Source organism: Trinickia dinghuensis (assembly GCF_003367175.1).
Taxonomy (GTDB): Bacteria; Pseudomonadota; Gammaproteobacteria; order Burkholderiales; family Burkholderiaceae; genus Trinickia; species Trinickia dinghuensis.
This window is the reverse complement of record NZ_QRGA01000001.1, coordinates 696,925-721,993: the sequence shown is the minus strand read 5'-3', so window position 1 is coordinate 721,993 and position 25,069 is coordinate 696,925. Positions and strand designations below refer to the sequence as shown.

Here is a 25,069-nt window from a genome sequence, read left to right as displayed (position 1 = left end):
GGGGGGGGGGGGGCGAGCTTCTTCAGGATCCGGAGAGGGGTTGCTGTCGAACGCAGTTGCTTGAGATCGGGGTAAAGATTTATTGGTCTTCGTCGATATATCGAGGGAGACATCGCCCAAGTGGATCGGGTCAAGGCACGTCATTCGCCTATCCTGGCGTTCATCTTCACACTTGCTCGATGCCGCGCGATGCAGGGGGGCGGTCGAGACCGAGGCAATGAAGTGCCCGTTGGCCCTGTTGCTTACGTCCGGCTTTCTCAAGCGCTCCGGAAGACCATGACTCGATTTGTAAGCTCCCTTTTTACGAGACCGGCGCTGTTCGTCTACGCCGGAATCGGGATTACGCTCGCGACCACGGGCGTCACGGTCGCCTCGCTTTATGAAATGAGGCTCGACGCGATGGCGCAGGCGCGCGATGCCGCCCAGAATCTCGTTATCTCGCTGCAAAAGGAAATCGAGCGCAATCTCGACATCTACCAGCTCGCCATGCGCGACGTCGCGACAACTGTCGAAACGCCCAGCATCGAACGGCTTCCCCCGGATGTCCGGCAGCTCATCGCGTTCAGTTCGGCCACGAATGCCACGGAACTCGGTGCCCTGTTTGCTACGGACGCAACAGGCAAGCTCGTGCTCGACTCGCAGTCGATTCAGCCGCGTAAGTTCAATGTGAGCGACCGCGATTACTTCCAGGTTCAGCGGCGGCAGAGGAATGTCGGCCTTTACATCAGTTCGCCGTTCCTTTCTCGCACTGCCGAACCCGGAGTGCCACGCATCGCCCTAAGCCGGCGGCTCGAGGACAAGAACGGCCAGTTCGCGGGCATCGTCGCCGGCACGCTGCGGCTCAGCTATTTCCAGCAGCTTTTCGAAGACTCGATACTCCGCCGGCACGACTCGATTACGTTGCTGCGCACGGACGGAACGGTCCTCATGCGGCAGCCGTTTCACGAGGGCGACATCGGCAAGTCTCTCGCCGGAGGCCACTCGTTTCCCCCGCTCGTGCAATCCGGTCACGGAACCTATATCGATGTCGCCGTACTCGACCACATTGAGCGCCTGTATAGCTTCCGGCGGATCGGCAGCTATCCGCTCGTGGTCGTGGTCGGCTTTGCGACGGACGATATCTACGCGGAATGGCGTAAGCGAGCGATTACGATTGGTCTCGTCTGCGTCATAGTCGATGCGCTTCTCATCCTGTTGTCGCTGATGTTCAGCAGACAATTGCGCAAGAGACTCACCATGGAGCACCGCCTGCAGCGGCTTGCGTGGTTCGATTCGCTAACGGGCCTGCCCAACCGGGCACAGCTTCAAATAGAAGCGCTCCGGATCCTGACGGACGCCAACCGGAATGCGTCGACGCTCGCGGTCCTGTTCATCGATCTCGACCGTTTCAAACGCGTGAACGACACTCAGGGTCATGCCGCCGGTGATGAGGTCTTGAGCGAAATCGCACGACGCCTCCGGAACCAGATCCGCGCTGAGGACGTGATCGGGCGCCTCGGCGGGGACGAGTTTCTCGCCATTTTGCAGGACTGCGACGTGCAGAGAGCCACGCATATCGCCGGGCGCATTCTGCAGGCCGTGTACCAACCCATCCTCATCAACCCGACGCAGGACACCCGCATCACGATCAGCGCCAGCATCGGTATCGCACTCTCCCCGCACGATGGAGAGGAAACCGACATCCTGCTGCGCAACGCAGATCTGGCGATGTACCAAGCCAAGAGCGCGGGACGCAACCAAGTGCGGTTCTATGCGCCCGAGTACGAGCGTCAGGCGAAGGAGCAACTCGAGCTGGAAATTGCACTGCAGCGGGCATTGCGCAAGAACGCCCTAAGCGTCGCCTATCAGCCCAAGGTCGATGCCACGGGTGTGCTATGTGGGGTCGAGGCGCTCGTGCGCTGGGACATCGACGGGCAAAACAGCATAGCGCCGGATCGGTTCATTGCCATCGCGGAGGAAAGCGGCCTGATCGCGGAGATGGATGCCTGGGTAATGGGCGAGGCCTGCAGGCAACTTGCCGAATGGCGAGCCGAGGGTCTTGACGTACCCAGCATGTCGGTGAACGTCTGCGCCGCCGACTTCAAGCTTCCGGATTACCCAGGCTTCGTCACACGTACGCTTCAGTCTCACGGCCTGGTTGCCGCCGATCTGACGCTCGAGATGACCGAGCGCGTCCTGTTCGATGAATCGGTCGATGACATTCGCAAGTCGCTCGACGCCATCCATGCCCTTGGCATTGCACTATCGATCGACGATTTCGGCACAGGCTACTCGTCCCTGAGCTACCTCCACCGGTTCGCCGTCAAGGAAATGAAAATCGACAAAAGCTTCGTGCAAGGCATCGGCAGCGACGAAATGGCAGAATCGCTGGCGCAATCGCTGATCCACATCGGCAATATCCTCAAACTGACCGTCACCGCCGAAGGCGTGGAAACGCATGCCCAGCGCGACTTTCTTAGCGCTCACGGCTGCCATCTGTATCAAGGGTTTCTGTTTTCGCGGCCGCTGGCACCTCGCGACTTCGCGCGCTGGGCGAAAGCGCATCGGCCATGCCTGTCGCCCGGCGATCTTGCTTGCGGCCAAGACGTTTAAGCTCGGAGTGTGACGACTCACGAAGGTGAGCATCTTCGGGACCCGACACGAAAGTGAGAGGTTCGAGACGGCGCATGGAACTGTTTGGAACAGTCCACGGCCGATCCACAAATATCCCGGTCGACTAATCGCTTTAAAACCCGACCTTCAACTGAAACCCGATCGTGAACGGCAGATTATCCGAAGGGATCGGCGGCACGAGAATGAAGTTCATCCCGACGCGCTTATACGTGACCATGACGATCGGCGCGGCCACGGGCCCGATCGAGTGATCGTGGCCGAAGCCGTAGCTGCCGTAGTTGTAGCCCGAGATGAGACCACCCATGACAGCCAATCGCACATAGCCCCAATGCGTGAACTCCGGCGCCCAAACCCCCCCGCCATACCAAGAGGGATGGGAAAGCGAATTGCGAAATCCGCCTCCCGTCACTGCCCATTCGCCGTTGATCCAGCACTCGACACCGAGCCCGGGATTGACGTCCTCGAACGACTGCTTCGGATGGATGTGGTGAGAGGCAATCATCGCATCGACCCAAACGCCACCGCCGCACCAGTCGGCCGCTTGCGCTTGCGTGGATCCGATCGCAAGTCCCGCCGCGCCTAGCACGACGGCCATCGCAGCCTTTACAACGCGCGCGCCGATGCCACGCGCAGCCGCCGTCCTGAAACCCATTTCCGCTCCGTTTGCCGGCCGCCGCCGACAGAGGTTGTTATTCGTTGTCCGGTTTGCACGGCTTTGCGCCGTTCGTCGCGCACTCTACTACAGCAATTTGCATACGTGATGATTAGAGGCGCGACTCGGCCACAGAAAGAACGCGATAGTTGCGGCGCGCACGAATACGGGCACGGGCACGAACTTCAAACAACACAACGACGGAGCGGCGGCCGGGCGGCCGATCAGTCAATCACAATCCCAGATCGGACAACCCGGGATGATCGTCGGGCCGGCGGCCGAGCGGCCAGTGGTACAAGCGATCGCTGTCGCGGATCGGCAAATCGTTGATGCAGGCGAAGCGCCGCGCCATCAACCCGTGCTCGTCGAATTCCCAGTTCTCGTTGCCGTACGAACGGAACCAATTGCCCGAATCGTCGTGCCATTCGTACGCGAAACGCACTGCAATGCGGTTGCCGTCGTGCGCCCACAGTTCCTTGATGAGCCGGTAGTCGAGTTCCTTCGCCCATTTGCGCTGCAAGAAGGCGACGATGTCCGGGCGCCACGTGACGAACTCCGCGCGATTTCGCCATACGCTTTGCTGCGTATAAGCCAGCGCGACGCGCTCGGGGTCGCGCGTGTTCCAACCGTCCTCGGCCGCTCGTACTTTCTGCTTCGCGGTTTCGAGCGTGAAGGGCGGCAACGGCGGCCGCGTTTCGTTAGGACTCCTATCCGACATGCTTTTCTCCTTTTCCTAGGTGGATGCCTGGTTCGCTTTCGAAGCGCGGGGCCGCGGCACGGATGCCGCGTGATCGAGCAAATGCCGCGCGGCGGCCTGCGCGTCGACCGCGGCATCGGCCGAGCGGCTCGCGAGGGCAACGCTTGACGGCGCCGTCGAACGATTATCCGCCTTTAACAATGAGCCGCTCGGATATAAGCTATCGGTCGATAGGTGAGAATATCCGGGAGGCGAGCGCAAAGCCTCCGTCCCGCCGAAAGTTGCGAGCAATGACAATGAAAACAACGATGTTGATGACGATGAAGCATTCGATGATGCGTGCGGTAACCGTGCGCGCCGGACTCACCGCTGCCGCCGTTGCGATCGGTGCGCTATCGATGTCCGCGTGCACACCGTTGCGTGTGGTCACGCAAACGGTATCGGCCGACGAAGCGCAGGTACCCGTCGGCGAGTACAAGCTCGATGCCGATCACTGGAGCGTCACGTTCGACGTCGAGCACTTGAAGTATTCGCGCGTCGTGATGCGCTTCGACCATGCGCATGGCAAGCTCGATTGGAAGAAGGGCGGGCTCGAGGCCAGCACGGTCGACGTAGCGATCGATGCCGCCAGCGTCGACACGAAGGTGCCGTTGCTCGACAAGATGGTGAAGGGCCCCGACATGTTCGACGCCGCAACGTACCCGACGATCCACTTCGTCGGCACGCACTTCGTGCGCACAGGTCCTTCGAAAGGCAAGCTGGAAGGCGATCTGACGATTCGAACGGTGACGCGTCCGGTGACGCTCGACGTCACCTTCAACGGATATGGGCGCAACCCGTTGACGAAAGCGAACACGCTCGGGTTCTCCGGGCAAGGCACATTCAGCCGCGCGCAGTTCGGATTGGCGACGTGGTATCCGGCCGTCGGCAACGACGTGCATGTGCGTATCGAAGCCGAATTCGAGCAGCCTCAAGACTAAAGGTGAGAATGTTCGGGATCGCCGATAGCAAGCAGTTGGTCGCTAATAGCTAGCCGGCGCCCGTCGCCGCGGGCGCCTTGAGTTGAGGCAATGTTCGAACCGAACGATGAACAACGGGTGACCGACGATTAAACGGTCCAATCCAAGATGACTTTCCCGCTCTCGCCCGAGAGCATTGTCGCGAACGCCTTCTCGTAATCGTCGACGGCGAAATGGTGCGTCAGAATCGGCGAGAGATCGAGGCCGCTTTGCAGCATCGCCACCATCTTGTACCAAGTCTCGAACATCTCGCGTCCGTAGATGCCTTTGATCTCGAGGCCTTTGAAAATCACCTGATTCCAGTCGATCGCCGTCTGCGCCGGCGGAATGCCGAGCAGCGCGATCTTTCCACCGTGATTCATCGCTTCGAGCATGCCCGTGAATGCGCTGGGCACACCCGACATTTCGAGGCCGACGTCGAAGCCTTCGTGCATATGCAGTTCGCTCATGACATCGCGTAGCGATTCCTTGGCGATGTTGACCGCACGCGTGGCGCCCATCTTGCGCGCCAGACCGAGCCGATACTCGTTGACGTCGGTGATGACGATGTTGCGCGCCCCGACGTGCCGTGCGATCGCCACGGCCATGATGCCGATGGGCCCCGCACCGGTGATGAGCACGTCCTCCCCGACCAAATTGAACGACAGCGCCGTGTGCGTCGCATTGCCGAACGGATCGAAGATCGCGGCGAGATCGTCGGAAATTTCGTCGGGAATCTTGAACGCGTTGAACGCCGGAATCACGAGGTATTCGGCGAACGCACCTTCTCGGTTCACGCCGACGCCGATCGTATTGCGGCACAGGTGACGCCGCCCCGCGCGACAGTTGCGACAGAAACCGCAGGTGATGTGCCCTTCGCCCGACACGCGATCGCCGATGGCGAAGCCGCGCACCTCTTGCCCCATCTCCACGATTTCGCCGACATACTCGTGCCCCACGTGCATCGGCACGGGGATTGTCTTTTGCGCCCAGTCGTCCCACTTCCAAATGTGGATGTCGGTGCCGCAAATCGCCGTGCGCTTGATGCGGATCATGACATCGTTGTGACCCACTTCGGGCTTCTTCACGTCGGTCAAGGTGAGCCCGACCGCGCGTTCGAGTTTGGCGAGTGCTTTCATTTTTGCGGGTCTCCTTAAACGATGCCGAGCGAACGGCCGACGCGCGTGAACGCATCGACGGCGCGATCGACTTGTTCGGGCGTATGGGCGGCGCTCATCTGCGTGCGGATGCGTGCGCGCCCCTTCGGCACGACCGGATGCGAGAAGCCGATGACGTAGACGCCTTCTTTGAGCAAAGCATCGGCCATGCTTGATGCGACCGATGCGTCGCCGAGCATGACGGGGATGATCGGATGCTGACCCGGCACGAGCGTGAAACCGGCCGCGCTCATCGCCTCCCGAAAACGCTCACCATTCGCGCGGACGCGCTGGCGCAGACGCGCGCCTTCGTCGCTGGCGAGCAACTCGAGCACCTTGAGCGAGGCAGCGGCAATGCTCGGCGTCAACGTATTGGAGAACAGGTAGGGCCGCGAACGCTGCCGCAGCAATTCGACAACTTCGCGCCGCGCCGCGATGTAGCCGCCCGATGCGCCGCCCAGCGCCTTGCCGAGCGTGCCCGTGACGATATCGACGCGGCCCTCGACGCCGCAGAACTCCGGCGTGCCGCGGCCATGCTCGCCGATAAAGCCGACCGCATGCGAATCGTCGACCATGACGATCGCGCCGTAGCGATCGGCCAGATCGCAAATACCTGCAAGGTTCGCGATGATGCCGTCCATCGAGAAGACGCCGTCGGTCGCGATCAGTTTGAAGCGGGCGCCGGCCGCATCGGCTTCGCGCAGCTTCGCTTCGAGATCGGCGAGATCGTTGTTCTTGTAGCGATACCGTTTCGCTTTCGACAGCCGGACGCCGTCGATGATGCTGGCGTGATTGAGTTCGTCGCTGATGATCGCGTCCGTTTCACCGGTCAGCGTTTCGAACAAGCCGCCGTTGGCGTCGAAGCAGCTCGAATAGAGGATGCAGTCTTCCATGCCGAGGAAGGCGGACAGCGCGGCCTCGAGTTCCTTGTGCACCGTCTGCGTGCCGCAGATGAATCGCACGGAAGCCATTCCGAAACCGTCTTTGTCGAGCCCCTCTTTTGCCGCGGCGATCAAACGGGCGTCGTCCGCGAGCCCAAGATAATTGTTCGCGCAAAAATTGAGCACGCCTTCGCCGCCGGCGAGACGTACGTCCGCCGATTGCGGGCTAGCAATCACACGTTCGGTTTTGTAGAAGCCGTCGGCTCGGATCTGATCGATCGTGCCGCGCAGGTGGGCAAGAAAAGCGTCGCGCATCGGTTCGCTCCTGACAGGATGGGCGCCGCACGCACCGGATGGCGGACGTTGCGGCCGTCTATTGCTGTTATAGTCGGTTGTCCGGTTTTGCCGAACAATTCCAATTTTCCGAACCAAAGTTCGATATAGCGAACAACTTTAAGCGATCGAAAATCAAATGGCAAGCTCGGCCACTCGGCGCACCGCGCCTTCACCCGCGCCCGCGGCACCGACGGCGGTTTCGGCACCGCCCCGTGTCGGCGAGCAAATTCAGCGGTTGCGCATGGAGCGAAAATTGACGCTCGACGATCTTTCGCGGGCGGCCGGGGTATCGAAGTCGATGCTATCGGAAATCGAGCGGGACAAAGCCAATCCGACGATCGCCGTCGCCTGGCGCCTGACGAACGCACTCGGCGTCAGCCTCGATCAATTATTCGCCTCTCAGCGCACGCACGAAACGATCGCCGTGTCGGGACCGCACGAAATCCCGACGCTGGACGGCCACGAGGCGAAGTACCAGCTGCGTGTTTGGGGCCCGATCGAGTTGGCCGGCAAGTTCGAATGGTACGAATTGACGCTGCAGCCGGGCGGCGCACTCGTGTCCAATGCGCACGAACCGGGCACGCGCGAGCATCTGACGGTGCTCCACGGTTCGATGGAAATCGAAGCGGACGGGGAAGCCAAGCGCCTGAAGGCCGCGGACACCGCTCGCTACCAAGCCGATGTTCCCCACGCGATCCGCAATGCAGGCAAGACCGAGGCGAAAGCGCTGCTCGTCGTCATTCATGGTTAGCCGCTGAGACGAGGCCGGCGTTATGCCGGGCCGCACCTGGCCGTGCCTGGCCATTCCGGTCTAGGCTCGGGCCGAGTCAAGCCGAGCCATCCTCGGCCAACTTCATTGGCTGCTTCCGAGAGATACTGTATATTTACACAGTATCTCGATATTCGGAGAGCGGCCATGAAAGAACAAGATCTCGCCGCGCTGCGCTTTCAGGCCGCGGCGCGCGACCTCGAACACATCGTCCGTCATATTGCGGGGCGCTACGTCGTGCAAGGCGTGCCGTTGACCTGGCGGCTGCTGCATGCGATCGAAGCGGAGGCGTTGGCGGACCTCGGTTTCGCCAGCCGGCATGAAGCAGACGTGCTCGATCTCTTCAAACGTCCCCAAGACATGACCTACCCGGAAACGGACGATCCGGCGACCTTCGGCAAATCCAACGCGCTGCCCGCGGCATTTGCATTCGCCGTCGCCGCCTACGAAGAGGCGCAGATCGGGCAATCGCCCGGCACCATGCGCCGCCGGGGCGCCGCGCAGCCCCGCACGAGTGGCCGCGGCTGAAGCAAACGCTCCCGAAAAGGCTCACTTCGTCGATCCTGAAAACCCTCACCTATGAGCCGGGAAAGGTGGCGATTTTCGAGAAATCAAGCATTTATCGTGCGCCGGCGTTGGGATCGTCGGTGCGCGTCGCATCCATAAAACGTGTCACCGCTTCGAGCCGCGACCGCTTGACCCCAGACGAGTGATCGCATTCCGGGCACAGCAGTTCGTAGCCCTCGTCGGCTCGCGCTAGTTCCGGCTCTCCGTCGGTGCATTTCGGACAATGCGCGGGAACCTCGGCCAGGCCGTCGGCCGTCGTGCCGAGCGCAATAAAATCGGCATCGACAAGCCTCCCCGCCTGGGCCCAGGTACGCAACAGCCCGGCCAGTTCGGGGGAAAACGCGCCGCGCTCGCGTGCGGCAGCGACTTCGTGCGTCAGTGCGTCGATCTCATCCGACTGCTCGCGCACTTGTGCTTCCAGGCGATCGCCTCGGCCCTTCGCCGCGCTGAGTTGCTGGATGAATTCGAATTCCTTGCGGCTCGCGTCGCGAATGCCGGTTTGATACGTGGTGGCCATGCTCCGAAGCGAATCGAGCTCTACGAGCATCGGCTTGACGCGCCGCTCGGCTTCCGCGATCGCATCTTTGATCTGCGCGGCGTAACGTTCCGTGCTCTCACGCAATTCCTGATGAAGCGAATCGATCCGCTCCCGTAGCGAAGCGTTGGTGGCTGCCTCCGCTTCGAGCCGCTGCTCGAGCCGTGCTCGTTCCGTTTCCAGTCGAGCGACCGTCGCTTGCAGTGTTTCTTCATGATTCGAGCGTGTGGCGGCCGAAACGCTGGCCTGAGCTTCGAGGGTTCGTATGCGTTCGAGTGCAGCCTCGGCGCGCGTTTCGCTCCGCTGCCACCCGTCGTTTGCGGCTTCGCGACGAATCTGCGCCTCGCGCAAAGCGCTCGTCGCTTGTTCGAGCGCATCGAAAACATGTTTCCGCTCGCCGTCGAGCGTTTGCTTTGCCTCCGCGACGGCATGTTCGAACAAAGCACCTAGTAGCTCGCCGGCCTTTTCTTCGAGCGCCTGCGGAATGGCCCCTTGGCCGATCTTCACGCGCGAGGCGTCGCGGATTCGCTCCCAAAAATGATCGATGTCCTTGGGGATGTCGCTCGCGCTACCTGTTTGAGTCAGTTCTCGGACGGCAGCCGCGGAGGGACGAATACCCAGATCGAAGAACAAGCGTTTGCAGGCATGCAACGAAAGTTCGCGGCGATGAACGCCGTCGTTTCGTAGCGATTCGAGCTCTTTTCTAATGGCATCGCGTTCTTCATCGAGGGTCATGGACGCAACTCACAGGCTAACAATGTGTTGATAATAACGAATTACGTATCAAATGATACGATTTTCTGTGAGATGTCGGTGTTGTGTCAAAAATGCTGATGGTGGGGGAGAAGGGGTAGGTGTTGGCGTCTTCCGACGCTGCTATTTCGTGAAACAAAGCGAGGAATCTCACTTAGAGTCTTGTTTTTAAAGAAAATCTCCTGATTTTTCTTTAGATGACCGTTGTTTCACGGGACGGAATGGTTTTGGGTCCGTTGTTTATCAACGGGCACACGGGTACGTCTAGAGAGTAGTTGAAGTAAACACCCTTGAACCCTTGTTAAAAACGTTAACGCCACGCGGATCCCTTACCTGGTAAGGCTTTCCGGCCGGTTGGGTGAAGCTTTTCGGGAACTGAAGTGAGCTTCGACGGGATAGCTCCGTGATGGGGTTCGGGAACGACCGTGAGCAGGATCAGGAAAGGTCGTGAGGGGATTCAGGACGCGGCCGCAGCACCCGGCCGGCCGATGGTGAGGCATTTCGGGAGATGTTGCAGCTGGAACCCCTGTCGTTACGTGAAGCATCTCCTTAACTGAAAATACGAAAGGTGAGGTCTTGCGGGAGGCGCTAAAACAGCCGATTTCGGCCTGGAATACGGCTCTCGAAGGGGCTTGGTGAGACATTTCGGGAAAAAATGCGCACGCGAGGTGAGATTTTTCGGGAAAACCCGGGGGTACGGGGCCTGAAATCGTCCATGGGTGAGCTTTCTCGGGAGCAGAAACGGTATAAATGGCCGCCGTGAAGTCTGCCGGTACCAGATTTCCCGGCGCCTCAGGTGTCATGGTGAGCTTTTTCGGGACCAGCTGCCGAGCGGATCGCGGTACTTAGCATCTCTAGTGCCCGCAGCTTAGAGGTGAGTGTTTTCAGGAGCCAAATTCGTCGCCGAATTCGTGGTTCACGGGGAAGTTAGTCGCCACTTTCCCGGGAAGCGCGGCTGTATCGCATTGGTGAGCCGGCTTGCAAGTGCTGCGGAACGTCGGAGGTGAGCTTTTTCGGGGACGACCCGGAGGTGTTCTCGAGGAAGGCTTCCGGGTGAGCTGCGAGCTTGAGGTGAGCTAATTCGGGACTCGAATTGAGAGGACGCTAGTAGGAAGCGTCGAAGCTAAGTATCGGATCCATTTGAGAAATCTCCCTGAGGCCCGGTTGAGGTGAGTGTTTGCGGGACCAGGCCCACGGAGGCGCCGAAACCGAGCTTCCTATCCCAAAATGCGCTGAGGTGAGCATTTGCGGGAGCGTTTTACCGTGCTTCGAGCATCGAAATTGGCAAATCCCGCAGCAGCGCGGCCTTTCGGGCGGCCCAATGGTGAGCTTGTTCGGGAGGCACCTCGATTCGTGCGTTGGCGTGAGCGCGATAGTTCACGGTTTGTGCGCTGGCGCCTTGCGGCGCAACAGAATTTGGCCCGCGGAAGGGCCGCTTCGGACGTTCCGCTCCCGTGGAAACGGCCGGCCGATTTGCGTCGCGAAATAGCGACAATCGGCATGGTGAGACGATACGGGAACGGTTTGCGCGCCTTGCGACAACGCATTTGAGGACGCGCCGCGACGAACACCATGCGCGGCAACGGCGCAGTTCACACGTCGATATTCGGCGTGGTGAGCCTTTGCGGGAGCCGATCGAGGTGAGCCGCCGTTACGAACGGTATTTCACCGGGAAGGGTGAGAGGGGGGTTCTAGACGCCCATCACCACACTCTGTATCCTGTCGGAAATTTTCTTTCCCGACCGACGCATGGCTACGGCAACTAAGCGCGCGAAGAAAACCGATGTGGTGAGCCCGAGCTCCGCTGAACTGCGCAAGGCCGTCGAAGCGATTGCGATTCAGCCGAAGAGCGGCAAGATCACGCTCCTCACGCGAAAGCTGTTCAACGTGCTGCTGGCCGTCGCCCAGCAGGCAGACGAAGCGGGCGATACCTATCGCGCGCTGTTGTCGGATATCGTCGCGAACTCCGCTTTCGACTCGAACGATACCGCGCTCGTGAAAGAGCACCTGCGGCGGATGGTGTCCGTCCAGGTGGAATGGAGCCAAGGCACGTCGAGCCAGAAGCCCGGGCGCAAGTGGGGGATCTCGACATTGATCGCCGATGCCGAAATTCTCGAGGATCCCACCACACGCCGTGTGTGGGTGGAGTTCTCGTTCGCGCCGAAGATCAAGAAGAAGCTGCTGGATCCGGTGCAATACGCTCGCCTGAGCTTGCAGTTCCAGAGCCAATTGCGCAGCAGCGCGGGGCTGGCGCTCTACGAAATCTGCGTGCGATATCTGACTAACCCCAGCCACCTGACGATGCGCGAGTCGTGGGGCTGGTGGCGTCCGATCTTGTCCGGCACACCGGACACCGAGGCCGGCGACGAAGCCAAACGCGAATACAAGTATTTCAAGCGCGACTATCTGCGGCCGGCGATCGCGGAGGTCAACGCGGTGACGAATATCTTCGTGGAGCTGATCGAGCATCGCGAAGGCCGGCGCGTCGCCGAGATCCAATTCCGTGTGACCGAGCGCAAACAGCCGATGCTTGCGCTCGACGAGCATCCGAACGTCTTCGACAGCACGCTGGTCGATCGGATGGTCAAGATCGGCATTCCGCTCAAGGAAGCACAGACGCTGTACGCCGATAGCGAGGAGAACCGGATCCGGGCTGCGCTGCAGATGACCGAACAGCGCATGCGGAGCACGTCGCTACCGCCTGTTCGTAGCGCACCGGCGCTGTTCAAGGATGCGCTCAAAAAGGGCTATGCCCCGCCCGTCGATTTGATCGAGCAGCCCCCTGCGGGCGCCAGCAGCCGGCTCACGGCTACCGTGCCCGCCGACGAGCTGAAGGCGCGATTGCTGGACGAGTACGCGGCCTATCGCCGTAAAGAGGCGCGCGTGCTTTACGAAGAGCAAGGCGAGTCGGAGCAGGTGCTCGCGCGGCAGTCGTTCGAAGAGGACATGCTGCCGCAACTGGGTTCCCATCTGCGGGAGGACTGGCGTCGCCGAGGCTTGAGTTCCAAACTCGCCGAGACAGCCTTTTTCGATTGGCTCGCGCGCAAGACTTGGGGCGAGCCGACTGACGGCGATCTGCTGTCATTCACGCTGAACCAGTCGCGGGCGGCTTGAGGGTTCGATGCCCTGAGGCTGCGCCGTTCGACTGGTTCGGTTTCAATGCGCCGCTGCTTGCTTAGCTCGACTGCAGCATCTGTTCGATTTGCCGCAGGATGTCGTCACGCTTATCGCGCGACAATCCGCGCAATCGCAACTCGAGTCGATCGTCGCCATACGATTTCAAATCGCCCACCGCAACGCCATCCAACTTGATTTCCATCCGCTGCGCGTAGCGTTGGCGCGTCGCAGGTTTGACGTTCTCTTGCGGGGTCGCCCGGCCCTTCACGATGTCCGCGACTTGGCGTGTGCTGAGATCGTCCGAAACGATCCGGTTGATCAACCGTAGCGTCGACTCGACGCCGCGCGCGGAATAGTAGCGGCCAACCTGATATGCCATGTTCGAACCGAACCGATCGGGACGGGCCACCATCTCCTGCATGACCGATTCGGGTAGCTTCGCGAGCGATAGCGCGACGGCTACCGTCGATTCGTCCAGCCCGAGGTGCTCCGCGAGTTCCTTTTGACTTTGGAAGTGCTGTTCGTCGAGAAACCGTCGCCAGACCACGGCGTTGTCGAACACGGTTTGCGAGTCGCGTTGAACGTTGAGGTCGTAACCGAGCTTGTAGCTCTCGATCCCGATCGGCAAATCGACGACGACGGCTTTGACCGTTTCGTTGTTTGCCTCTTTCAAGGCGCGGACGCGCCGTCCCCCGTCACTGACGAAATACGTGCCGGCGTTGGCATAGTCGGGGATGACGTGAATCGCCTGCTGCTGGCCTTGCTTCGCCAGATTGACCGCTAGCTCGGCGATCGATGTCTTCAGATAGAAGTGCCGAGGATTGAACGGGCTCGGCTTGATCGCTTTCAGTTCAAGTTCGATGACTTGACCGGGTTGATAGCCATTCGCCGTACGCCAAGCATGATAGTCGGCCGATTCGTTGGCATTGACGACTTCGTCGGCGGACGGAACGGCGTGAAGCGCCGGTTCGGCTCGCTTCGAGGCGCCTTTTGCTGACGGCGCGGCATCGTTCTTTACGAGGTTATCAATCGCGTTGAGCCGGTCGAGCGCCGTGCGCTTTTCGCTGCTCGTGATGTCGGGGCGCGCTTGGAAGCCTTTGGCGAACTGGGAGGGTTTCATTGAGGGTCCTTTATGCGCATAAAGTCAGGGAAGCATAGACGCGATCTCGTCCGCGCACGCGCGGATTTCTGCCGCGGCGAGCTTCGCGCCGCGGTCGCTCATTTGCAATACGGTTTGCCCGAGCGCCATGGCCTGTTTATAGGCCTCGCGCGTCGGGATTTGGGTTTTCAGTAGCGGGAAGCCGAGATCTTCGAGTGCTCGCTTGAGTTCTCGCGTGAGCATGCGTTTCTCTTCGGTCTTGTTCAGCAGGAACACCGCGCGGAGATCTTCGTTCATCACCTGCGCCTGTTGGACCAGCTTGACCAAACCGACGCTCGACCAGTAATCGGCCGGTGACGACGAGGTTGGGATGACGGCGACCGTTGCGGCTAGCAGTACGACGCCCGACACTTTCTCCGTGATGGACGGTGGGCAGTCGACGACGATCACGTCGTAGTCACCGATGAATTTCTTAATCTCTCGATGGATTTGCCCACCGGCCTCGGAGAGATTCACGACGGGAAAAGGGATGCCGGTATCGCCATCAGCCGATGCGCTAGCCCAGTGTACGAGGGTGTTTTGGCCATCGGCGTCGACGACGAGGACGCGCTTCCCCTTCTCATGAAAAGCCGCGCCCAGATGCATGGCGATCGTGCTTTTACCTACCCCGCCCTTCTGTTGAGTTACCGCGACGATTTCCGCTGCCAATTTTTTCACTCCTTAACAGATCGCAGAATTTTACCTTGTGTATTTTGAATTTCAATAATTTCGTCGCGATGTCACCACGAATTAGCCATTCGGCCAGCGGTTTATGCGCATAAAGGCACGAGGCGATCGTTCGAGGGGGGTGATTCGAGGGATTGATGGGCGCGCCTGGCTACTCGGTCATGCCGGTGCGTTGACGGTGAACAAAGGCGATGCATCGCATCGCGAGATCGCTTGCTGCGACGCTAGTCTGGACTGGCGACAATTGTCGGTGCCGATGTTGGCGTGCTGCTCGAGGATGTGGGCATCGCCTAACCGATGTAGGCCGTCGATTCCGTGGAATGGCTGGGTGCCGTCGAGCGGCTGGTCGAAGTCGCCGATATGAATCGACAAGCGTCCGAAAGAACCCGCGATCACAGGGTGTTGACTGCCAGGTTGAGGGCGCCTTTATGCGCATAAACCGTCCGGAACCCCCTGCGGCTAATATTGGGGTCTCGAGTTCTCGGAAGTGTCGACCGAGCCAAGCGGCAATGTGGGGGCGCTCGGCCGCGAGTGCTATCAGAGCGAGCGTGGGCCGCCGTCACCTTCAGCTAGCGGCTCCGCAAGCCCGTAAAATAGCGACCCCTCTGCAACAGGCGTTAAACCCATGATCACCATCTACCACAACCCTCGCTGCTCGAAATCTCGCGGCGCATGTGAACTCGTCAACAATCGGCTGGGTCAAGCCGGCGAACCCGTGAAGATCGTCGAGTACCTCAAGGAACCGCCCTCGGTGAACGATCTCAAGGCGCTTCACGAAATGTTGGGCGGCTCCGTCAGAGACATGATGCGCGACAACGAAGCGCCCTATGCGGATCTAGGTCTCGCCGACCCAGCGCTCAGCGACGATCAACTCTTCGAGGCAATCGCTACGCATCCGATTCTGCTGCAGCGGCCGATCGTCGTTCGCAACGGTCGCGCGGTGATTGGCCGTCCGCCCGAAAACGTCGAAGCGCTCTTCGCGTGATTTGTTTTTTCTTAGGTAGAGCGGGATTAGCCTCGGAAAAACGCGGCACTCGAAGCTAAGCAATGCGATGCAATGAAATACGACATGGCTTGCCGATCCTGATGCCTGGCCGGCTTCTCAAGAAAAGAAGCGGACCTGAACGTATCGCTGGCGGTGACGAACCCTCCCTGCCGTTATGCATGTCACCCCTGAACACCGGCCACATTCGTTCGCTGAAAGAATCCCTGTAGAGACCAACGTCCAACCCCGTGGAAGAACAAGAAAGCGATCAGCACGGCCCACAGAACGTGATCCTTGATCATCACGGGTTCCAAGCCCGGATAGGACATGACTGCGACGAGATTGACGACGAACAGTCCGGCTGCGGCGAACCGGCTTTGCCAACCGAGCAGCAACATCACGGGAAAGATCAATTCGCCGCCGGCGCCCATCACCGCGGCAACGGCTGGAGGCAGAACAGGGACGTGATATTCGTTGGAAAACAAATAAAGCGTACTGTCCCAACTGCGCAATTTCGTCAATCCGGAAAGAAAGAAAACGCGGAATAAATAAAACCTGACCGCGAGGGCGAACAGCGGTTGCAGCGCGACGGCGACGTGATCGAGACGACGCAGCAAGTTAGTGGCGATCTTCATGGATGGGCTCCTCGATGGCGAGAACGAGCCGATGTCCGAATAGTTGCGCAAGCAACGAACTCGGATCGGCGTTAGTTTGGGTGAATACTGCTTGAACGGCCATGCCGGTCATCAGTGCGGCCATGGCGTCCGCTTCGGCTTGCCCTAGCGCTTGCCAGCGCACCGAGAAGGCTTCGCGCCAAATCAGCACCGATTGGCCGCCGGCGCCGAGATGTGCCGGGGTGCCGTCGGCATGCATTTGCAGGATGTCGGCGATGGGCCAAGCGGCCGAGCGCGCGAGCCCGACCGACGGTACGAACCGCAGCGAAGCCGCCGCAAAACGCTCGGGGCCGAGTTCGGCAAGCGCTGAGCTATCGGCGGCCGCGCCCGAATCGGCGGCGAAATACACGCGATGCAGCAGCCAGTCGACCTCTGCGACATCCCCTAGATACGGCAAATCGGCCGCGGGCTCGAACCCGCGTATGAACGCCGGTAGTTCGGCGCCGTCGTCATGAAGGTTCGCCGACTTCGCCGGCGTGCGTTCGACGTAGGCGCGAGCGAGCGCCCGAAAGTACTCGGCGCCGACGAGTTGCACGACGTTGGCGAACGCATCGGTCAGGGCGGCGATGCGATTGAGCCGAACGTTGTTCCGGTAGATATCGACTCGCTCGCGTGTCTCGGCCGTGACGCCGCAAGGTGTCGATGCGTCATCGGCGAGCGACGCGGCGAAACGATCGAGCAGCCCCTCGTATCGCGTGGGCGAGGTCAACATGGCGCTGCCTCGGCCACCGCCAAGTTCGCCATCCTCGCGCGTGCAGCGGCACTGAGCACGCGTTCTTCGAGCTGCGCGTATTCACGCAGCAGCGCGTCGAGTGGCGGCAGATTCGTGTCGCGTTCCAGCAGCACAGCCGTGGGCCCGAAACGTTCGATGGCGGCATCGAGCAGCGTCCAGACAGCCTCGGAAACGGGCGCCCCGTGCGTGTCGATCGCCACGTCGTCGAGCCACTCGAATCCGGCCACGTGCATCTCGCCGACGCAGTGCCTAGGCAGCCGCGCGAGTTCGGCGAACGGGTCGATGCCCAGGTTCAACGCATTGACGTGCAGATTGTTCAGGTCGAGCAAGACGCCGCAGCCGGTGCGTGCGACGAGTTCGGCCAGCATCTCGGCCTCGGTGCACATCTGCTCGTCGAACGCGACATAGGCGGATACGTTCTCGATCAAGATCGGCCGGCCGAGCCCGTTCTGAACGGCGTCGATGTGCCGAGCGACGACCTCGAACGCACCCTCGACGCGCGGCACCGGCAGCAAGTCGTTGAAGCAGCGCTCGCCGGCGCGATTCCAGCAAAGATGCTCGGAGACGAGCACCGGTTCGATGCGTTCGACGAGCGCTTTCAATTGCTTCAGGTGTTCGGCGTCAGGCGCCTCGACGCTTCCCAGCCCAAGCCCGACGCCATGCAGGCTCACGGGATAGCGAGCGCGCACTTGCTCGAGCGCCGCAATCGGCTCGCCGCCGCCGAAATAGTTTTCGCTATGCGCCTCCCACCAGCCGACCGCGGGCAGGTGGGCGAGCACGGCCGCGGCATGGGGCCCACGCAGCCCCAGTCCAGCGCCGGTCAATACCTTCGGATTCATTTGCGTTGCTCCCCATGCACGGCCGCTCGCGCACTTCCGGCCGGAGCGAAAGGTCAATCGGCCGGCAGCCGCGCGTATTCGGCGGCCGACCGGTCAAAAACGCGATGCGCTTACATGCCGGGCTGCAGCGAGCCGCCCAGTTGCGAGCACGTTCCCTTCGCGACGGCCTTGAATTCGCCCTTGTCCATGCTCTTCGTCGCTTGCCCCGCGCACGAGTGGTTGTTGCCCTTGCAGTCGTTCTGACCGGCCTTCGCGATGCCAAAGCACTTCTCCATATCGGCGGCAAAAACGGGCGTGGCGAGCATCGAGCCCAGAGCGGCGGTGAAGGCGGCGGCGGCGATCCATTGCTTGTTCATTTCGATTCTCCTGATTGGGATGTGAGAAAGCCTTGATTGAGTGAGGCTTGGGTCGCTCGAGTCGGCGTCGCCGGTCGGTTCCCGAATGGCGACGCTCGACCCGTGCTGCCTTCAATACGCGGGGCCGGAACGAACGGATGCAGCGGGAGGGAAAAGTCGCGAGCGGCCTTCATCGAACCGACACAGATGTGTCCATTCGTAATCGGCGCGGGATATTGACGACTTATCCACAGTTTCTGTGGAAAAGCTTGTGGAAAGGGTGGTCCGAACCCACAGCCCGCTGGGCGTTTAGTGGGTTGCTGGAAAAACGGGCCAGGCATGCCACAGTGTGGGCGACTATCATGGAAAGCCGGGCCGAGCCATCTGTTTCGGCGGTGTCGTTCTCACTCGAAGGAGCAAGAACCATGACCTACAAAATCGAAGTCGTCGTCGGCAGTTTGCGGCGCGAATCGTTCAACAAGCAACTCGCGCATGCCCTAACCAAACTCGCGAGCAGCGAGTTCGAGTTTTCGTTCCTCGACATCGGTACGCTGCCGCTCTACAGCCAAGACTACGACGCGAACTTCCCGGATGTCGCCAAGCAATTGAAAGCGAGGGTCGAGGCCTCGAACGGATTGCTGTTCGTCACGCCCGAATACAACCGTTCGATGCCCGGCGTGCTGAAGAACGCGCTCGATTGGGGCTCGCGGCCCTGGGGCACCAACTCGTGGAAGGACAAGCCGGCCGCCGTGTGCGGGATCTCACTCGGCGCCACCGGGACGGCGCTCTCCCAGCAGCACTTGCGCAACGTGCTCGCCTATCTGGATGTGCCGACGCTTGGGCAGCCCGAGATTTTCCTCAAGCACACCGATGCGTTCTTCGACGCCTCGGGCGCGATTGCGAGCGAGGACACACGCAAATTCCTCACGGCCTTCGTACAACGCTTCGAGGCCTGGGTGAAACGGCACCATTCGCCGAAGTAACCGCTCACCTTGTCTTGGAGCTCGGCTCGTCGCCGTGGAACGTCTCTTCGTTTTGCAGATATTCGTCGGGGACAGCGGGCGGGCGAGATGTGCTGCCTTCCCGCGCGGGGGCGGGCGCAGCGGCTGGAGCTGAGGCCGAGTCGGTCCGCCCGGACGTGAAGACCGCGCCCATCCCCGGGGCCGATCCCGCTGCAACGGCGGTTGCAGCCGCTTCCGTGGCGAGGCGTTCTCCGGGAGCCGGTTCGACGACTCCGTCGCGCGCGTAGCTATAGACAGTGCCATGCGTGCCATGCGCGAGCGGACGCACCGGCACGCTCGACCTCAGGCCGAGTTCCTCCAGCGGCGAATGCGACCGCGTTGCTTCGTCGGCAGGAGGGCTCCACGTTGCGGCGCGCTCCTCGATGTCGAGCGGCCCCATCGCGTCCAGCGTGGCGCGCGTGATCCGCGCGAGGGGATCGGTTGCCGCGTCGACGCAAATCATGACGGCGCCGCGCCGGACGGCCTCGGCATAGTGCGCTCGTTCGCGCTGCGGGGGGACGCTTTCGAACAGCGATTCGAAAAAGCGTTCGATGTTGGCCAGCAAGCCTTCGTTCGCGGCCGGCGCCGCCTCGTATGCCGACGTCGCATCGCTTGCGAAAGTCGGCTCGCATTTGGCTTGTAGCGTGACGTTTTCGCGAGCGATGCCGGCGGCTACGAGCGCGTCCCGGGCAACTTCGGCCTGGGGATACGTATCGAAAAAAGCGATAACCGTATGCTGCATGATGACCTCCTCGAGGCGTGTCGCCCTATCGGTATCGGCACGCAAGAATCGCGCCGATATCGCTCAAATCGCCTTGCCGTGAGCGGGCACGCGGCCTTCGCGTTCGCGTCGAATGGTCTGAAGCATCGATTCCAGCAAGGCGATGTCGAAAGGTTTCGACAGCACGCGTACGTTCACATTCCGCGCACGTTCCAGTTCCTGCGCGTAGCCCGTGATGAGGATGACCGGAAGCGGTGCGTCGAGCGCTTGGGCAGCTTCCGCTAGATCGATCCCGTTGGCGGTGCCCGGCATGTGGATGTCGGAGATCAGCACGTCGAAAGGATCGGCGGGCCGCGACAGCGTGTCGGCGATGAGCCGCAGCGCGGCGTCCGCGTTGAACGCGCAGGTGACGCGATGATCCATCATGCGCAGCAGCGCTTCCGTCCCGGCGGCCACCTCGTCGTTGTCTTCGACCAGCAGCACGTGCAGGCCCCCGGCCGGCGCGATCTCGGCCGCGCGCTGCGGGGCCACCGGCGCGGCAGCGGGCACGTCGTGGGCGCGCGGCAAGTACAGGCGCACCGACGTGCCGATGCCCGGCGCGCTGTCGATCGTCGCGAGTCCGCCCGAACGGTCGCAGAACGCGAAGACCTGCGGCAGGCCCAGGCCCGTGCCCATGCCTTTGGGTTTCGTCGTGAACAACGGTTCGAACGCATGCGCCAGCACATCGGGCGGCATGCCGGCACCGGTGTCCTCCAGGGAAATTTGCACGAATTCGCCCGTGAGCGCGAAACCGCCTTCAGGCTCGAGCCGGACGTTCATCGCGCGCATCGTGAAGCGCCCACCGCTCGGCATCGCATCGCGTGCGTTGACGGCCACGTTGATGAGCGCAAGCTCCAACTCCGCGCTGTCGACTTCGATCGGCCATACGTCGCGGCCGATGTCGACGACGAGCGCCGCCTTCGCGCCGAGCGACGCGCGCAACAATTCCTGGCTGGCCGCCGTCCAGCGCGACAGATCGATCGTTTCGTTGCGCAGCGGCTGCTTGCGTGCCACGCCGAGCAACTGGCGCGTCAGCGATTGGCCGTTCTTCAAGGCGCGCTCGATCGCGCCGAGTTCGCGATCGATGCCGGCGGCGCCGCGCCGGCGTGCAATCTGAACGTTCGTTGCGACGATCGTAAGCAGATTATTGAAATCGTGAGCGACCGTGCCGACGAGATTGCCGAGCGCTTCCATCTTGCGCGATTGCCGGTAAGCCGTTTCGATCGAGCGCCGCATCGACGCCTCCGCTTGCCACCGCTCCCAAGCTTGTTTTTCCGCGGCAAGACGCCTCAGTGAGAACGCGAGCACGAACCAGAGCACGATCGACGGCGTGAAGATCGACGCGCCGAAGACGAGCGCTCTGCGGTACCAGGCCGACCAGATCGCGGATTCGCTGTAGGTGCACAACACGTACACCGGATAAGCGCCCACTTGGCGGTAGGCGAGGATCTGCCCGTCTTGCCGGACGCGCTTGGCGTCGGTGCCGGGAAGCCGCAGCACGCCCGAGTGGCTGCCGGCGGCGAGCGCCGCGGAGAATCCGGGCGCCACCACGGCCGATTCGGGGCGCGGCGGATACGATGCGAGCACGGCCCCGTCGGTGCGCGTGAGCATCATCGTCATCGCGCCGCGCTCGGGACCCAGCAATTCACGGTAGAACGACTCGAAATACGACCGGCGCAGCGCGACCGAGACGAGCCCGGCGAACGCGCCGTTGGGGCCGCGTCGCGCGATTCCTGTATTGAAGACGGCTTCGCCGCTGCCCGCATGCCAGACCATGACTTTCGACACGTGTTCGAGGACGTGGCCGCCGCGGATCCCGACGAAGTCGTCACGGGTGGCGATCGAGGCGTGCGGTGCGGGGTAATATCGGCTGTTCGCGAGCAGCATGCCTTCGGGGCCGAAGATCGACACCGATGCGACTTGCGGATAGCCTCCGCCGATGTCCTCCAGTTTGTGGTGGATCTCGGCTTCGTGCGTGCGAATGGCGTCGTCGCCCAGCCCCCGCACGAGATCGTCGACGCGCGCGTCGAGCGTCTCGTTCAGGTCGAATACCTTGAGCGCGTGCTCCTCGGCGATGCGCACCGTTCTTACGGTCGCGTCGGTGGCCGATGCGGTGCGCGCCCGGAAATTGGTGTAGGCGACGGCGGCCGCATAGACGCCGGGCAGGATGATCGCGGCGGCGAGCAGCGCAATGAGCGTGACGCGCCGGACCGCGAAGTCAGGCTCGGGCATCCCCAGCGCCGCCGAGTCGTCTTGCCGGTCTTCAGGCAAAGCGTTCGCCGTCGTGTCATCAAGCCGTCGAGTCATGTCGTAGTGGTCCAATTGGCATGCGCCGTGCAATCATCATAAGCGAGTTGGCCCGCGGCGGCCTTTTCGTCGTGATGTAGAGCGCGCGACGCGTCCGAACGTTCGCCCTAAAACAGCGACGAAATCGGAAGCGCAAACGTACACAAAAGAAAATTCTGCGCAGAACTGCGCATTATCATTGTATTTTTTTCTTCATACTGAAGAATCAACCAGGCTTGTTCGATCGTTTGGGAAATTGGAGAGTTGATTTTCCGCAGGATTGCTCCGAGAATTTCGCTTCATTTTTAGACACGTTGCGCCCGCCCGCCGCGAGCGCAAGCGTTAAGCGCGACTTCTCGCGCTCGCCACGACCCGTCGCACGCTCCGCTCCCGTTAAAGAAAACGTCCCGAGCCGCCGTAAACGCGATATAGACCGCTTTCGTTTTTCGTCACGCTTGCCATGCCCTTGCCCATTGTGATCGCCGATGACTCCCTCCTTGCCCGTAAGGTTCTGACGAAATCCTTGCCGGCCGACTGGGACGTCGACATCGCATACGCATCGAACGGCGGCGAAGCCCTCGCACTGTACCGCGAGGGGAAGGCCTCGGTGATGTTTCTGGACCTGACGATGCCGGACATGAACGGTTACCAAGTGCTCGAGGCGCTCCAGCACGAGGACCTGAATACGTTCGTGATCGTCGTGTCCGCCGACGTGCAGCCGCTGGCTCAAGAGCGCGTGCGCGCGCTCGGCGCCGCCGCTTTCGTCGCCAAGCCCGTGACTCCAGAGGCGATATTGCCCATCCTCAAGGAGTACGGGTTGTATGCGTGAGAACGTGTTCACCGAAGAGCAGCGCGACGCCTTGCAGGAAATCGCCAATCTGGCGATGGGGCAGGCGGCGACGCGCTTGGCTCGCCTGTTAGATACCTTCATCGAATTGTCGGTGCCGCGCGTGAGGATCGTCGCGGCCGAGGACGCGGCAGCCACGCTGCGCGAGATGACCGGGATCGACGAAAGCGTTACCGCGGTGCGGCAGGGATTTCGTTCCGACATCAAGGGCGAGGCGCTCGTCATCTGCCGCAGCAGCGGCGTCGGCCATTTGTGCGCGCTCGTGAACGACCCCTACATTCATTCGTCGTACGACGCCGTGAGCCAGGCCGAACTGATGTTCGACGTGGCCAACGTGCTGACGGGCGCGTGCGTGTCGTGCATCCTCAATCAGCTCGATCGCACACCGATTTTTTCGCCGCCGGGCATGCTCGGCGAAAAAATCTCGCTCGAAGACGTCTTTCAGGCCGACGTCCTCGCCTGGAAGTTTGCCCTGCTGCTCGAGGTGAACTTCGCGCTCGAAGATCAGACGTTTCGCGCGCATCTCGTCATGCTGATGGCCGAAGACTCGATTCGCCGGATGAACGATGCGCTCAACGCGCTACTGTCCAGCCTATGAACGATGCGACGATAGATCAATCTCTCAGCGATTTGGTGATCGAACGCGTCGGATTCGGTATCTTCGTGCTCGACCGCGACATGAACGTCCTCATGTGGAACCGGTTCATGCAGGACCACAGCGGGCAGCCGGCCGAAACCGTCGTGGGCAAGTCGATTTTCGCCAGTTTCCCCGAATTGCCGCGCGTATGGCTGTCCCGCAAGGTCGAGAGCGTCTTCCAGCTCGGCAGCTTCGCGTTCAGCTCTTGGGAGCAGCGCCCCTATCTGTTCAAGTTCGACCATGACCGGCCGATCACGGGCGGCGTCGACTATATGCAGCAAGACTGCACCTTCATGCCGCTGACGCGCGGGCGCGAAGTCGTCGCGGTGTGCGTGACGATTTCGGACGTGACGCATGTGAGCGTCATGCAGCGGGAGCGTGAGGACGCCCTCGAAAAGCTGCAGGAATACGCGAATCTCGACGGCCTGACGGGCATCGCGAACCGGCGCTTCTTCGAAGGCCGGCTACGCGACGAATTTCTGCGCTGGCAGCGCTACGGCGGCGAGATGTCCGTGCTGCTGTTCGACCTCGATCACTTCAAGGACATCAACGATCGCTTCGGCCATGCAGTCGGCGATACGGTGCTGCGCGTCATGGCGCAGCGCGTGTCCGACGCCGTGCGCATCCAGGATACGTTCGGGCGGTTCGGCGGCGAAGAGTTCGCGCTGCTGCTGCCGTGCACGCCGCTGGCCGACGCGATGCTCGTCGCCGAAAAGATCCGGATGACGATCGGCGACACGCCGGTCGAGGCCGAAGGCGTGCGCGTGCCGGTCACCGCCAGCGTGGGCGGCGCGGCGGCCCGGCCCGGCCTGCCCAGCTACGAAGTGCTCATCAACGAAGCGGACGCCGCGCTCTACAGCGCGAAACGGCAAGGGCGCAATCGCTCGGTCGCGCTCGCCGACGCCTGACCTGACGGCTCGTCCCGGCCCCCATCGGAGGGCGTGCGCACCCGCGCCGGAGCGCGCGGCTGTGGCGCCGAATGAAACGTTGGTATACTTTTGGCCGTTTCCGGCTCCCTTGCCGGTGCGACGCGCCGCTGATGAAGCGAAGCGTGTTGCGACAATGCCGTGCC

Annotated in this window: 23 protein-coding genes; 10 read left to right on the top strand and 13 right to left on the bottom strand. The window is 61.6% G+C overall.

What is annotated here, in order from left to right:
- Nucleotides 1-276: 276 nt before the first annotated feature.
- Nucleotides 277-2,592 (top strand): putative bifunctional diguanylate cyclase/phosphodiesterase, encoded by a 2,316-nt coding sequence (locus DWV00_RS03205; protein ID WP_181885331.1) that lies wholly within the window; start codon nt 277-279, stop codon nt 2,590-2,592.
- A gap of 133 nt (nt 2,593-2,725) precedes the next feature.
- Here the strand turns inward: DWV00_RS03205 and DWV00_RS03200 are convergent, their stop codons facing one another.
- Nucleotides 2,726-3,208, bottom strand: coding sequence for a hypothetical protein (locus DWV00_RS03200; protein ID WP_245964722.1), 483 nt, complete (start codon nt 3,206-3,208; stop codon nt 2,726-2,728).
- Nucleotides 3,209-3,497: 289 nt separating this feature from the next.
- Nucleotides 3,498-3,983 (bottom strand): nuclear transport factor 2 family protein, encoded by a 486-nt coding sequence (locus DWV00_RS03195; RefSeq protein WP_115532043.1) that lies wholly within the window; start codon nt 3,981-3,983, stop codon nt 3,498-3,500.
- 314 nt (nt 3,984-4,297) lie between these two features.
- On the opposite strand from DWV00_RS03195, the gene DWV00_RS03190 reads away from it, so the two are divergent.
- The gene (locus DWV00_RS03190; RefSeq protein ID WP_115532254.1) at nt 4,298-4,942 is read left to right on the top strand and encodes a YceI family protein; all 645 of its coding nucleotides are present in this window, start codon (nt 4,298-4,300) and stop codon (nt 4,940-4,942) included.
- Between the two features lie 128 nt (nt 4,943-5,070).
- Here DWV00_RS03190 and tdh read toward each other — a convergent pair whose 3' ends face one another.
- Complete coding sequence (tdh, locus tag DWV00_RS03185; protein WP_115532042.1) at nt 5,071-6,099, bottom strand: L-threonine 3-dehydrogenase; 1,029 nt, start codon at nt 6,097-6,099, stop codon at nt 5,071-5,073.
- Between the two features lie 14 nt (nt 6,100-6,113).
- Nucleotides 6,114-7,313: a glycine C-acetyltransferase gene (locus DWV00_RS03180; RefSeq protein ID WP_115532041.1), complete on the bottom strand. Its 1,200-nt coding sequence runs from the start codon at nt 7,311-7,313 to the stop codon at nt 6,114-6,116.
- A gap of 157 nt (nt 7,314-7,470) precedes the next feature.
- Between DWV00_RS03180 and DWV00_RS03175 the strand changes: the two genes are divergently transcribed.
- A complete protein-coding gene (locus tag DWV00_RS03175) occupies nt 7,471-8,085 on the top strand; it encodes a helix-turn-helix domain-containing protein (RefSeq protein ID WP_115532040.1) in 615 nt (204 codons plus the stop codon).
- A 165-nt stretch (nt 8,086-8,250) separates the two neighbouring features.
- Nucleotides 8,251-8,631, top strand: coding sequence for a DUF2471 family protein (locus DWV00_RS03170; protein ID WP_115532039.1), 381 nt, complete (start codon nt 8,251-8,253; stop codon nt 8,629-8,631).
- Between the two features lie 91 nt (nt 8,632-8,722).
- Here DWV00_RS03170 and DWV00_RS03165 read toward each other — a convergent pair whose 3' ends face one another.
- The gene (locus tag DWV00_RS03165; RefSeq protein WP_115532038.1) at nt 8,723-9,940 is read right to left on the bottom strand and encodes a DNA-binding protein; all 1,218 of its coding nucleotides are present in this window, start codon (nt 9,938-9,940) and stop codon (nt 8,723-8,725) included.
- A 1,767-nt stretch (nt 9,941-11,707) separates the two neighbouring features.
- Between DWV00_RS03165 and DWV00_RS03160 the strand changes: the two genes are divergently transcribed.
- A complete protein-coding gene (locus tag DWV00_RS03160) occupies nt 11,708-13,072 on the top strand; it encodes a replication initiation protein (protein ID WP_115532037.1) in 1,365 nt (454 codons plus the stop codon).
- A 61-nt stretch (nt 13,073-13,133) separates the two neighbouring features.
- Here DWV00_RS03160 and DWV00_RS03155 read toward each other — a convergent pair whose 3' ends face one another.
- The gene (locus DWV00_RS03155; RefSeq protein WP_115532036.1) at nt 13,134-14,195 is read right to left on the bottom strand and encodes a ParB/RepB/Spo0J family partition protein; all 1,062 of its coding nucleotides are present in this window, start codon (nt 14,193-14,195) and stop codon (nt 13,134-13,136) included.
- 24 nt (nt 14,196-14,219) lie between these two features.
- Nucleotides 14,220-14,882: a ParA family partition ATPase gene (parA, locus tag DWV00_RS03150; protein WP_115532253.1), complete on the bottom strand. Its 663-nt coding sequence runs from the start codon at nt 14,880-14,882 to the stop codon at nt 14,220-14,222.
- 643 nt (nt 14,883-15,525) lie between these two features.
- Between parA and arsC the strand changes: the two genes are divergently transcribed.
- Entirely contained in the window at nt 15,526-15,885 is a 360-nt protein-coding gene (arsC, locus tag DWV00_RS03140; RefSeq protein WP_115532034.1) for an arsenate reductase (glutaredoxin), read from the top strand.
- Between the two features lie 182 nt (nt 15,886-16,067).
- Here arsC and DWV00_RS03135 read toward each other — a convergent pair whose 3' ends face one another.
- The 4 genes from DWV00_RS03135 to DWV00_RS03120 all read right to left on the bottom strand — a co-directional run bounded on the left by DWV00_RS03135 (nt 16,068) and on the right by DWV00_RS03120 (nt 18,487).
- Nucleotides 16,068-16,520, bottom strand: a complete 453-nt coding sequence (locus DWV00_RS03135) for a DoxX family protein (RefSeq protein WP_115532033.1) — start codon at nt 16,518-16,520, stop codon at nt 16,068-16,070.
- A complete protein-coding gene (locus tag DWV00_RS03130) occupies nt 16,504-17,271 on the bottom strand; it encodes an HvfC/BufC N-terminal domain-containing protein (protein ID WP_115532032.1) in 768 nt (255 codons plus the stop codon). Before DWV00_RS03130 ends, DWV00_RS03135 begins: the two co-directional genes overlap by 17 nt.
- Complete coding sequence (gene bufB, locus DWV00_RS03125; protein ID WP_115532031.1) at nt 17,265-18,131, bottom strand: MNIO family bufferin maturase; 867 nt, start codon at nt 18,129-18,131, stop codon at nt 17,265-17,267. Before bufB ends, DWV00_RS03130 begins: the two co-directional genes overlap by 7 nt.
- 110 nt (nt 18,132-18,241) lie before the next feature.
- Nucleotides 18,242-18,487 carry a BufA1 family periplasmic bufferin-type metallophore gene (locus DWV00_RS03120; RefSeq protein ID WP_115532030.1) on the bottom strand — a complete coding sequence of 82 codons (246 nt, stop codon included), beginning with the start codon at nt 18,485-18,487 and terminating at the stop codon, nt 18,242-18,244.
- Nucleotides 18,488-18,891: 404 nt separating this feature from the next.
- Here DWV00_RS03120 and DWV00_RS03115 point away from each other — a divergent pair, with 404 nt between their 5' ends.
- On the top strand, nt 18,892-19,449 hold the full coding sequence (locus DWV00_RS03115) for an NADPH-dependent FMN reductase (protein WP_115532029.1): 558 nt from the start codon (nt 18,892-18,894) through the stop codon (nt 19,447-19,449).
- A 4-nt stretch (nt 19,450-19,453) separates the two neighbouring features.
- On the opposite strand, the gene DWV00_RS03110 is transcribed toward DWV00_RS03115, so the two are convergent.
- Nucleotides 19,454-20,209 (bottom strand): hypothetical protein, encoded by a 756-nt coding sequence (locus tag DWV00_RS03110; protein ID WP_147297823.1) that lies wholly within the window; start codon nt 20,207-20,209, stop codon nt 19,454-19,456.
- Between the two features lie 63 nt (nt 20,210-20,272).
- Nucleotides 20,273-22,534, bottom strand: a complete 2,262-nt coding sequence (locus DWV00_RS03105) for a hybrid sensor histidine kinase/response regulator (RefSeq protein ID WP_115532027.1) — start codon at nt 22,532-22,534, stop codon at nt 20,273-20,275.
- 439 nt (nt 22,535-22,973) lie between these two features.
- On the opposite strand from DWV00_RS03105, the gene DWV00_RS03100 reads away from it, so the two are divergent.
- Genes DWV00_RS03100 through DWV00_RS03090 form a run of 3 tightly spaced genes read left to right on the top strand, consistent with a single transcriptional unit; the run spans nt 22,974 to nt 24,905 of the window.
- Entirely contained in the window at nt 22,974-23,342 is a 369-nt protein-coding gene (locus DWV00_RS03100) for a response regulator (RefSeq protein ID WP_115532026.1), read from the top strand.
- Complete coding sequence (locus DWV00_RS03095; RefSeq protein WP_115532025.1) at nt 23,335-23,958, top strand: chemotaxis protein CheC; 624 nt, start codon at nt 23,335-23,337, stop codon at nt 23,956-23,958. Before DWV00_RS03100 ends, DWV00_RS03095 begins: the two co-directional genes overlap by 8 nt.
- The gene (locus DWV00_RS03090; protein ID WP_115532024.1) at nt 23,955-24,905 is read left to right on the top strand and encodes a sensor domain-containing diguanylate cyclase; all 951 of its coding nucleotides are present in this window, start codon (nt 23,955-23,957) and stop codon (nt 24,903-24,905) included. Before DWV00_RS03095 ends, DWV00_RS03090 begins: the two co-directional genes overlap by 4 nt.
- Nucleotides 24,906-25,069 lie beyond the last annotated feature (164 nt).

What these genes read in the sequence shown, in the direction of transcription:
- DWV00_RS03205 (WP_181885331.1), top strand. Translation starts at nt 277, where the DNA reads ATGACTCGATTTGTAAGCTCCCTTTTTACGAGACCGGCGCTGTTCGTC.
- DWV00_RS03200 (WP_245964722.1), bottom strand. Translation starts at nt 3,208, where the DNA reads ATGGCCGTCGTGCTAGGCGCGGCGGGACTTGCGATCGGATCCACGCAA.
- DWV00_RS03195 (WP_115532043.1), bottom strand. Translation starts at nt 3,983, where the DNA reads ATGTCGGATAGGAGTCCTAACGAAACGCGGCCGCCGTTGCCGCCCTTC.
- DWV00_RS03190 (WP_115532254.1), top strand. Translation starts at nt 4,298, where the DNA reads ATGCGTGCGGTAACCGTGCGCGCCGGACTCACCGCTGCCGCCGTTGCG.
- tdh (WP_115532042.1), bottom strand. Translation starts at nt 6,099, where the DNA reads ATGAAAGCACTCGCCAAACTCGAACGCGCGGTCGGGCTCACCTTGACC.
- DWV00_RS03180 (WP_115532041.1), bottom strand. Translation starts at nt 7,313, where the DNA reads ATGCGCGACGCTTTTCTTGCCCACCTGCGCGGCACGATCGATCAGATC.
- DWV00_RS03175 (WP_115532040.1), top strand. Translation starts at nt 7,471, where the DNA reads ATGGCAAGCTCGGCCACTCGGCGCACCGCGCCTTCACCCGCGCCCGCG.
- DWV00_RS03170 (WP_115532039.1), top strand. Translation starts at nt 8,251, where the DNA reads ATGAAAGAACAAGATCTCGCCGCGCTGCGCTTTCAGGCCGCGGCGCGC.
- DWV00_RS03165 (WP_115532038.1), bottom strand. Translation starts at nt 9,940, where the DNA reads ATGACCCTCGATGAAGAACGCGATGCCATTAGAAAAGAGCTCGAATCG.
- DWV00_RS03160 (WP_115532037.1), top strand. Translation starts at nt 11,708, where the DNA reads ATGGCTACGGCAACTAAGCGCGCGAAGAAAACCGATGTGGTGAGCCCG.
- DWV00_RS03155 (WP_115532036.1), bottom strand. Translation starts at nt 14,195, where the DNA reads ATGAAACCCTCCCAGTTCGCCAAAGGCTTCCAAGCGCGCCCCGACATC.
- arsC (WP_115532034.1), top strand. Translation starts at nt 15,526, where the DNA reads ATGATCACCATCTACCACAACCCTCGCTGCTCGAAATCTCGCGGCGCA.
- DWV00_RS03135 (WP_115532033.1), bottom strand. Translation starts at nt 16,520, where the DNA reads ATGAAGATCGCCACTAACTTGCTGCGTCGTCTCGATCACGTCGCCGTC.
- DWV00_RS03130 (WP_115532032.1), bottom strand. Translation starts at nt 17,271, where the DNA reads ATGTTGACCTCGCCCACGCGATACGAGGGGCTGCTCGATCGTTTCGCC.
- bufB (WP_115532031.1), bottom strand. Translation starts at nt 18,131, where the DNA reads ATGAATCCGAAGGTATTGACCGGCGCTGGACTGGGGCTGCGTGGGCCC.
- DWV00_RS03120 (WP_115532030.1), bottom strand. Translation starts at nt 18,487, where the DNA reads ATGAACAAGCAATGGATCGCCGCCGCCGCCTTCACCGCCGCTCTGGGC.
- DWV00_RS03115 (WP_115532029.1), top strand. Translation starts at nt 18,892, where the DNA reads ATGACCTACAAAATCGAAGTCGTCGTCGGCAGTTTGCGGCGCGAATCG.
- DWV00_RS03110 (WP_147297823.1), bottom strand. Translation starts at nt 20,209, where the DNA reads ATGCAGCATACGGTTATCGCTTTTTTCGATACGTATCCCCAGGCCGAA.
- DWV00_RS03105 (WP_115532027.1), bottom strand. Translation starts at nt 22,534, where the DNA reads ATGACTCGACGGCTTGATGACACGACGGCGAACGCTTTGCCTGAAGAC.
- DWV00_RS03100 (WP_115532026.1), top strand. Translation starts at nt 22,974, where the DNA reads ATGCCCTTGCCCATTGTGATCGCCGATGACTCCCTCCTTGCCCGTAAG.
- DWV00_RS03095 (WP_115532025.1), top strand. Translation starts at nt 23,335, where the DNA reads ATGCGTGAGAACGTGTTCACCGAAGAGCAGCGCGACGCCTTGCAGGAA.
- DWV00_RS03090 (WP_115532024.1), top strand. Translation starts at nt 23,955, where the DNA reads ATGAACGATGCGACGATAGATCAATCTCTCAGCGATTTGGTGATCGAA.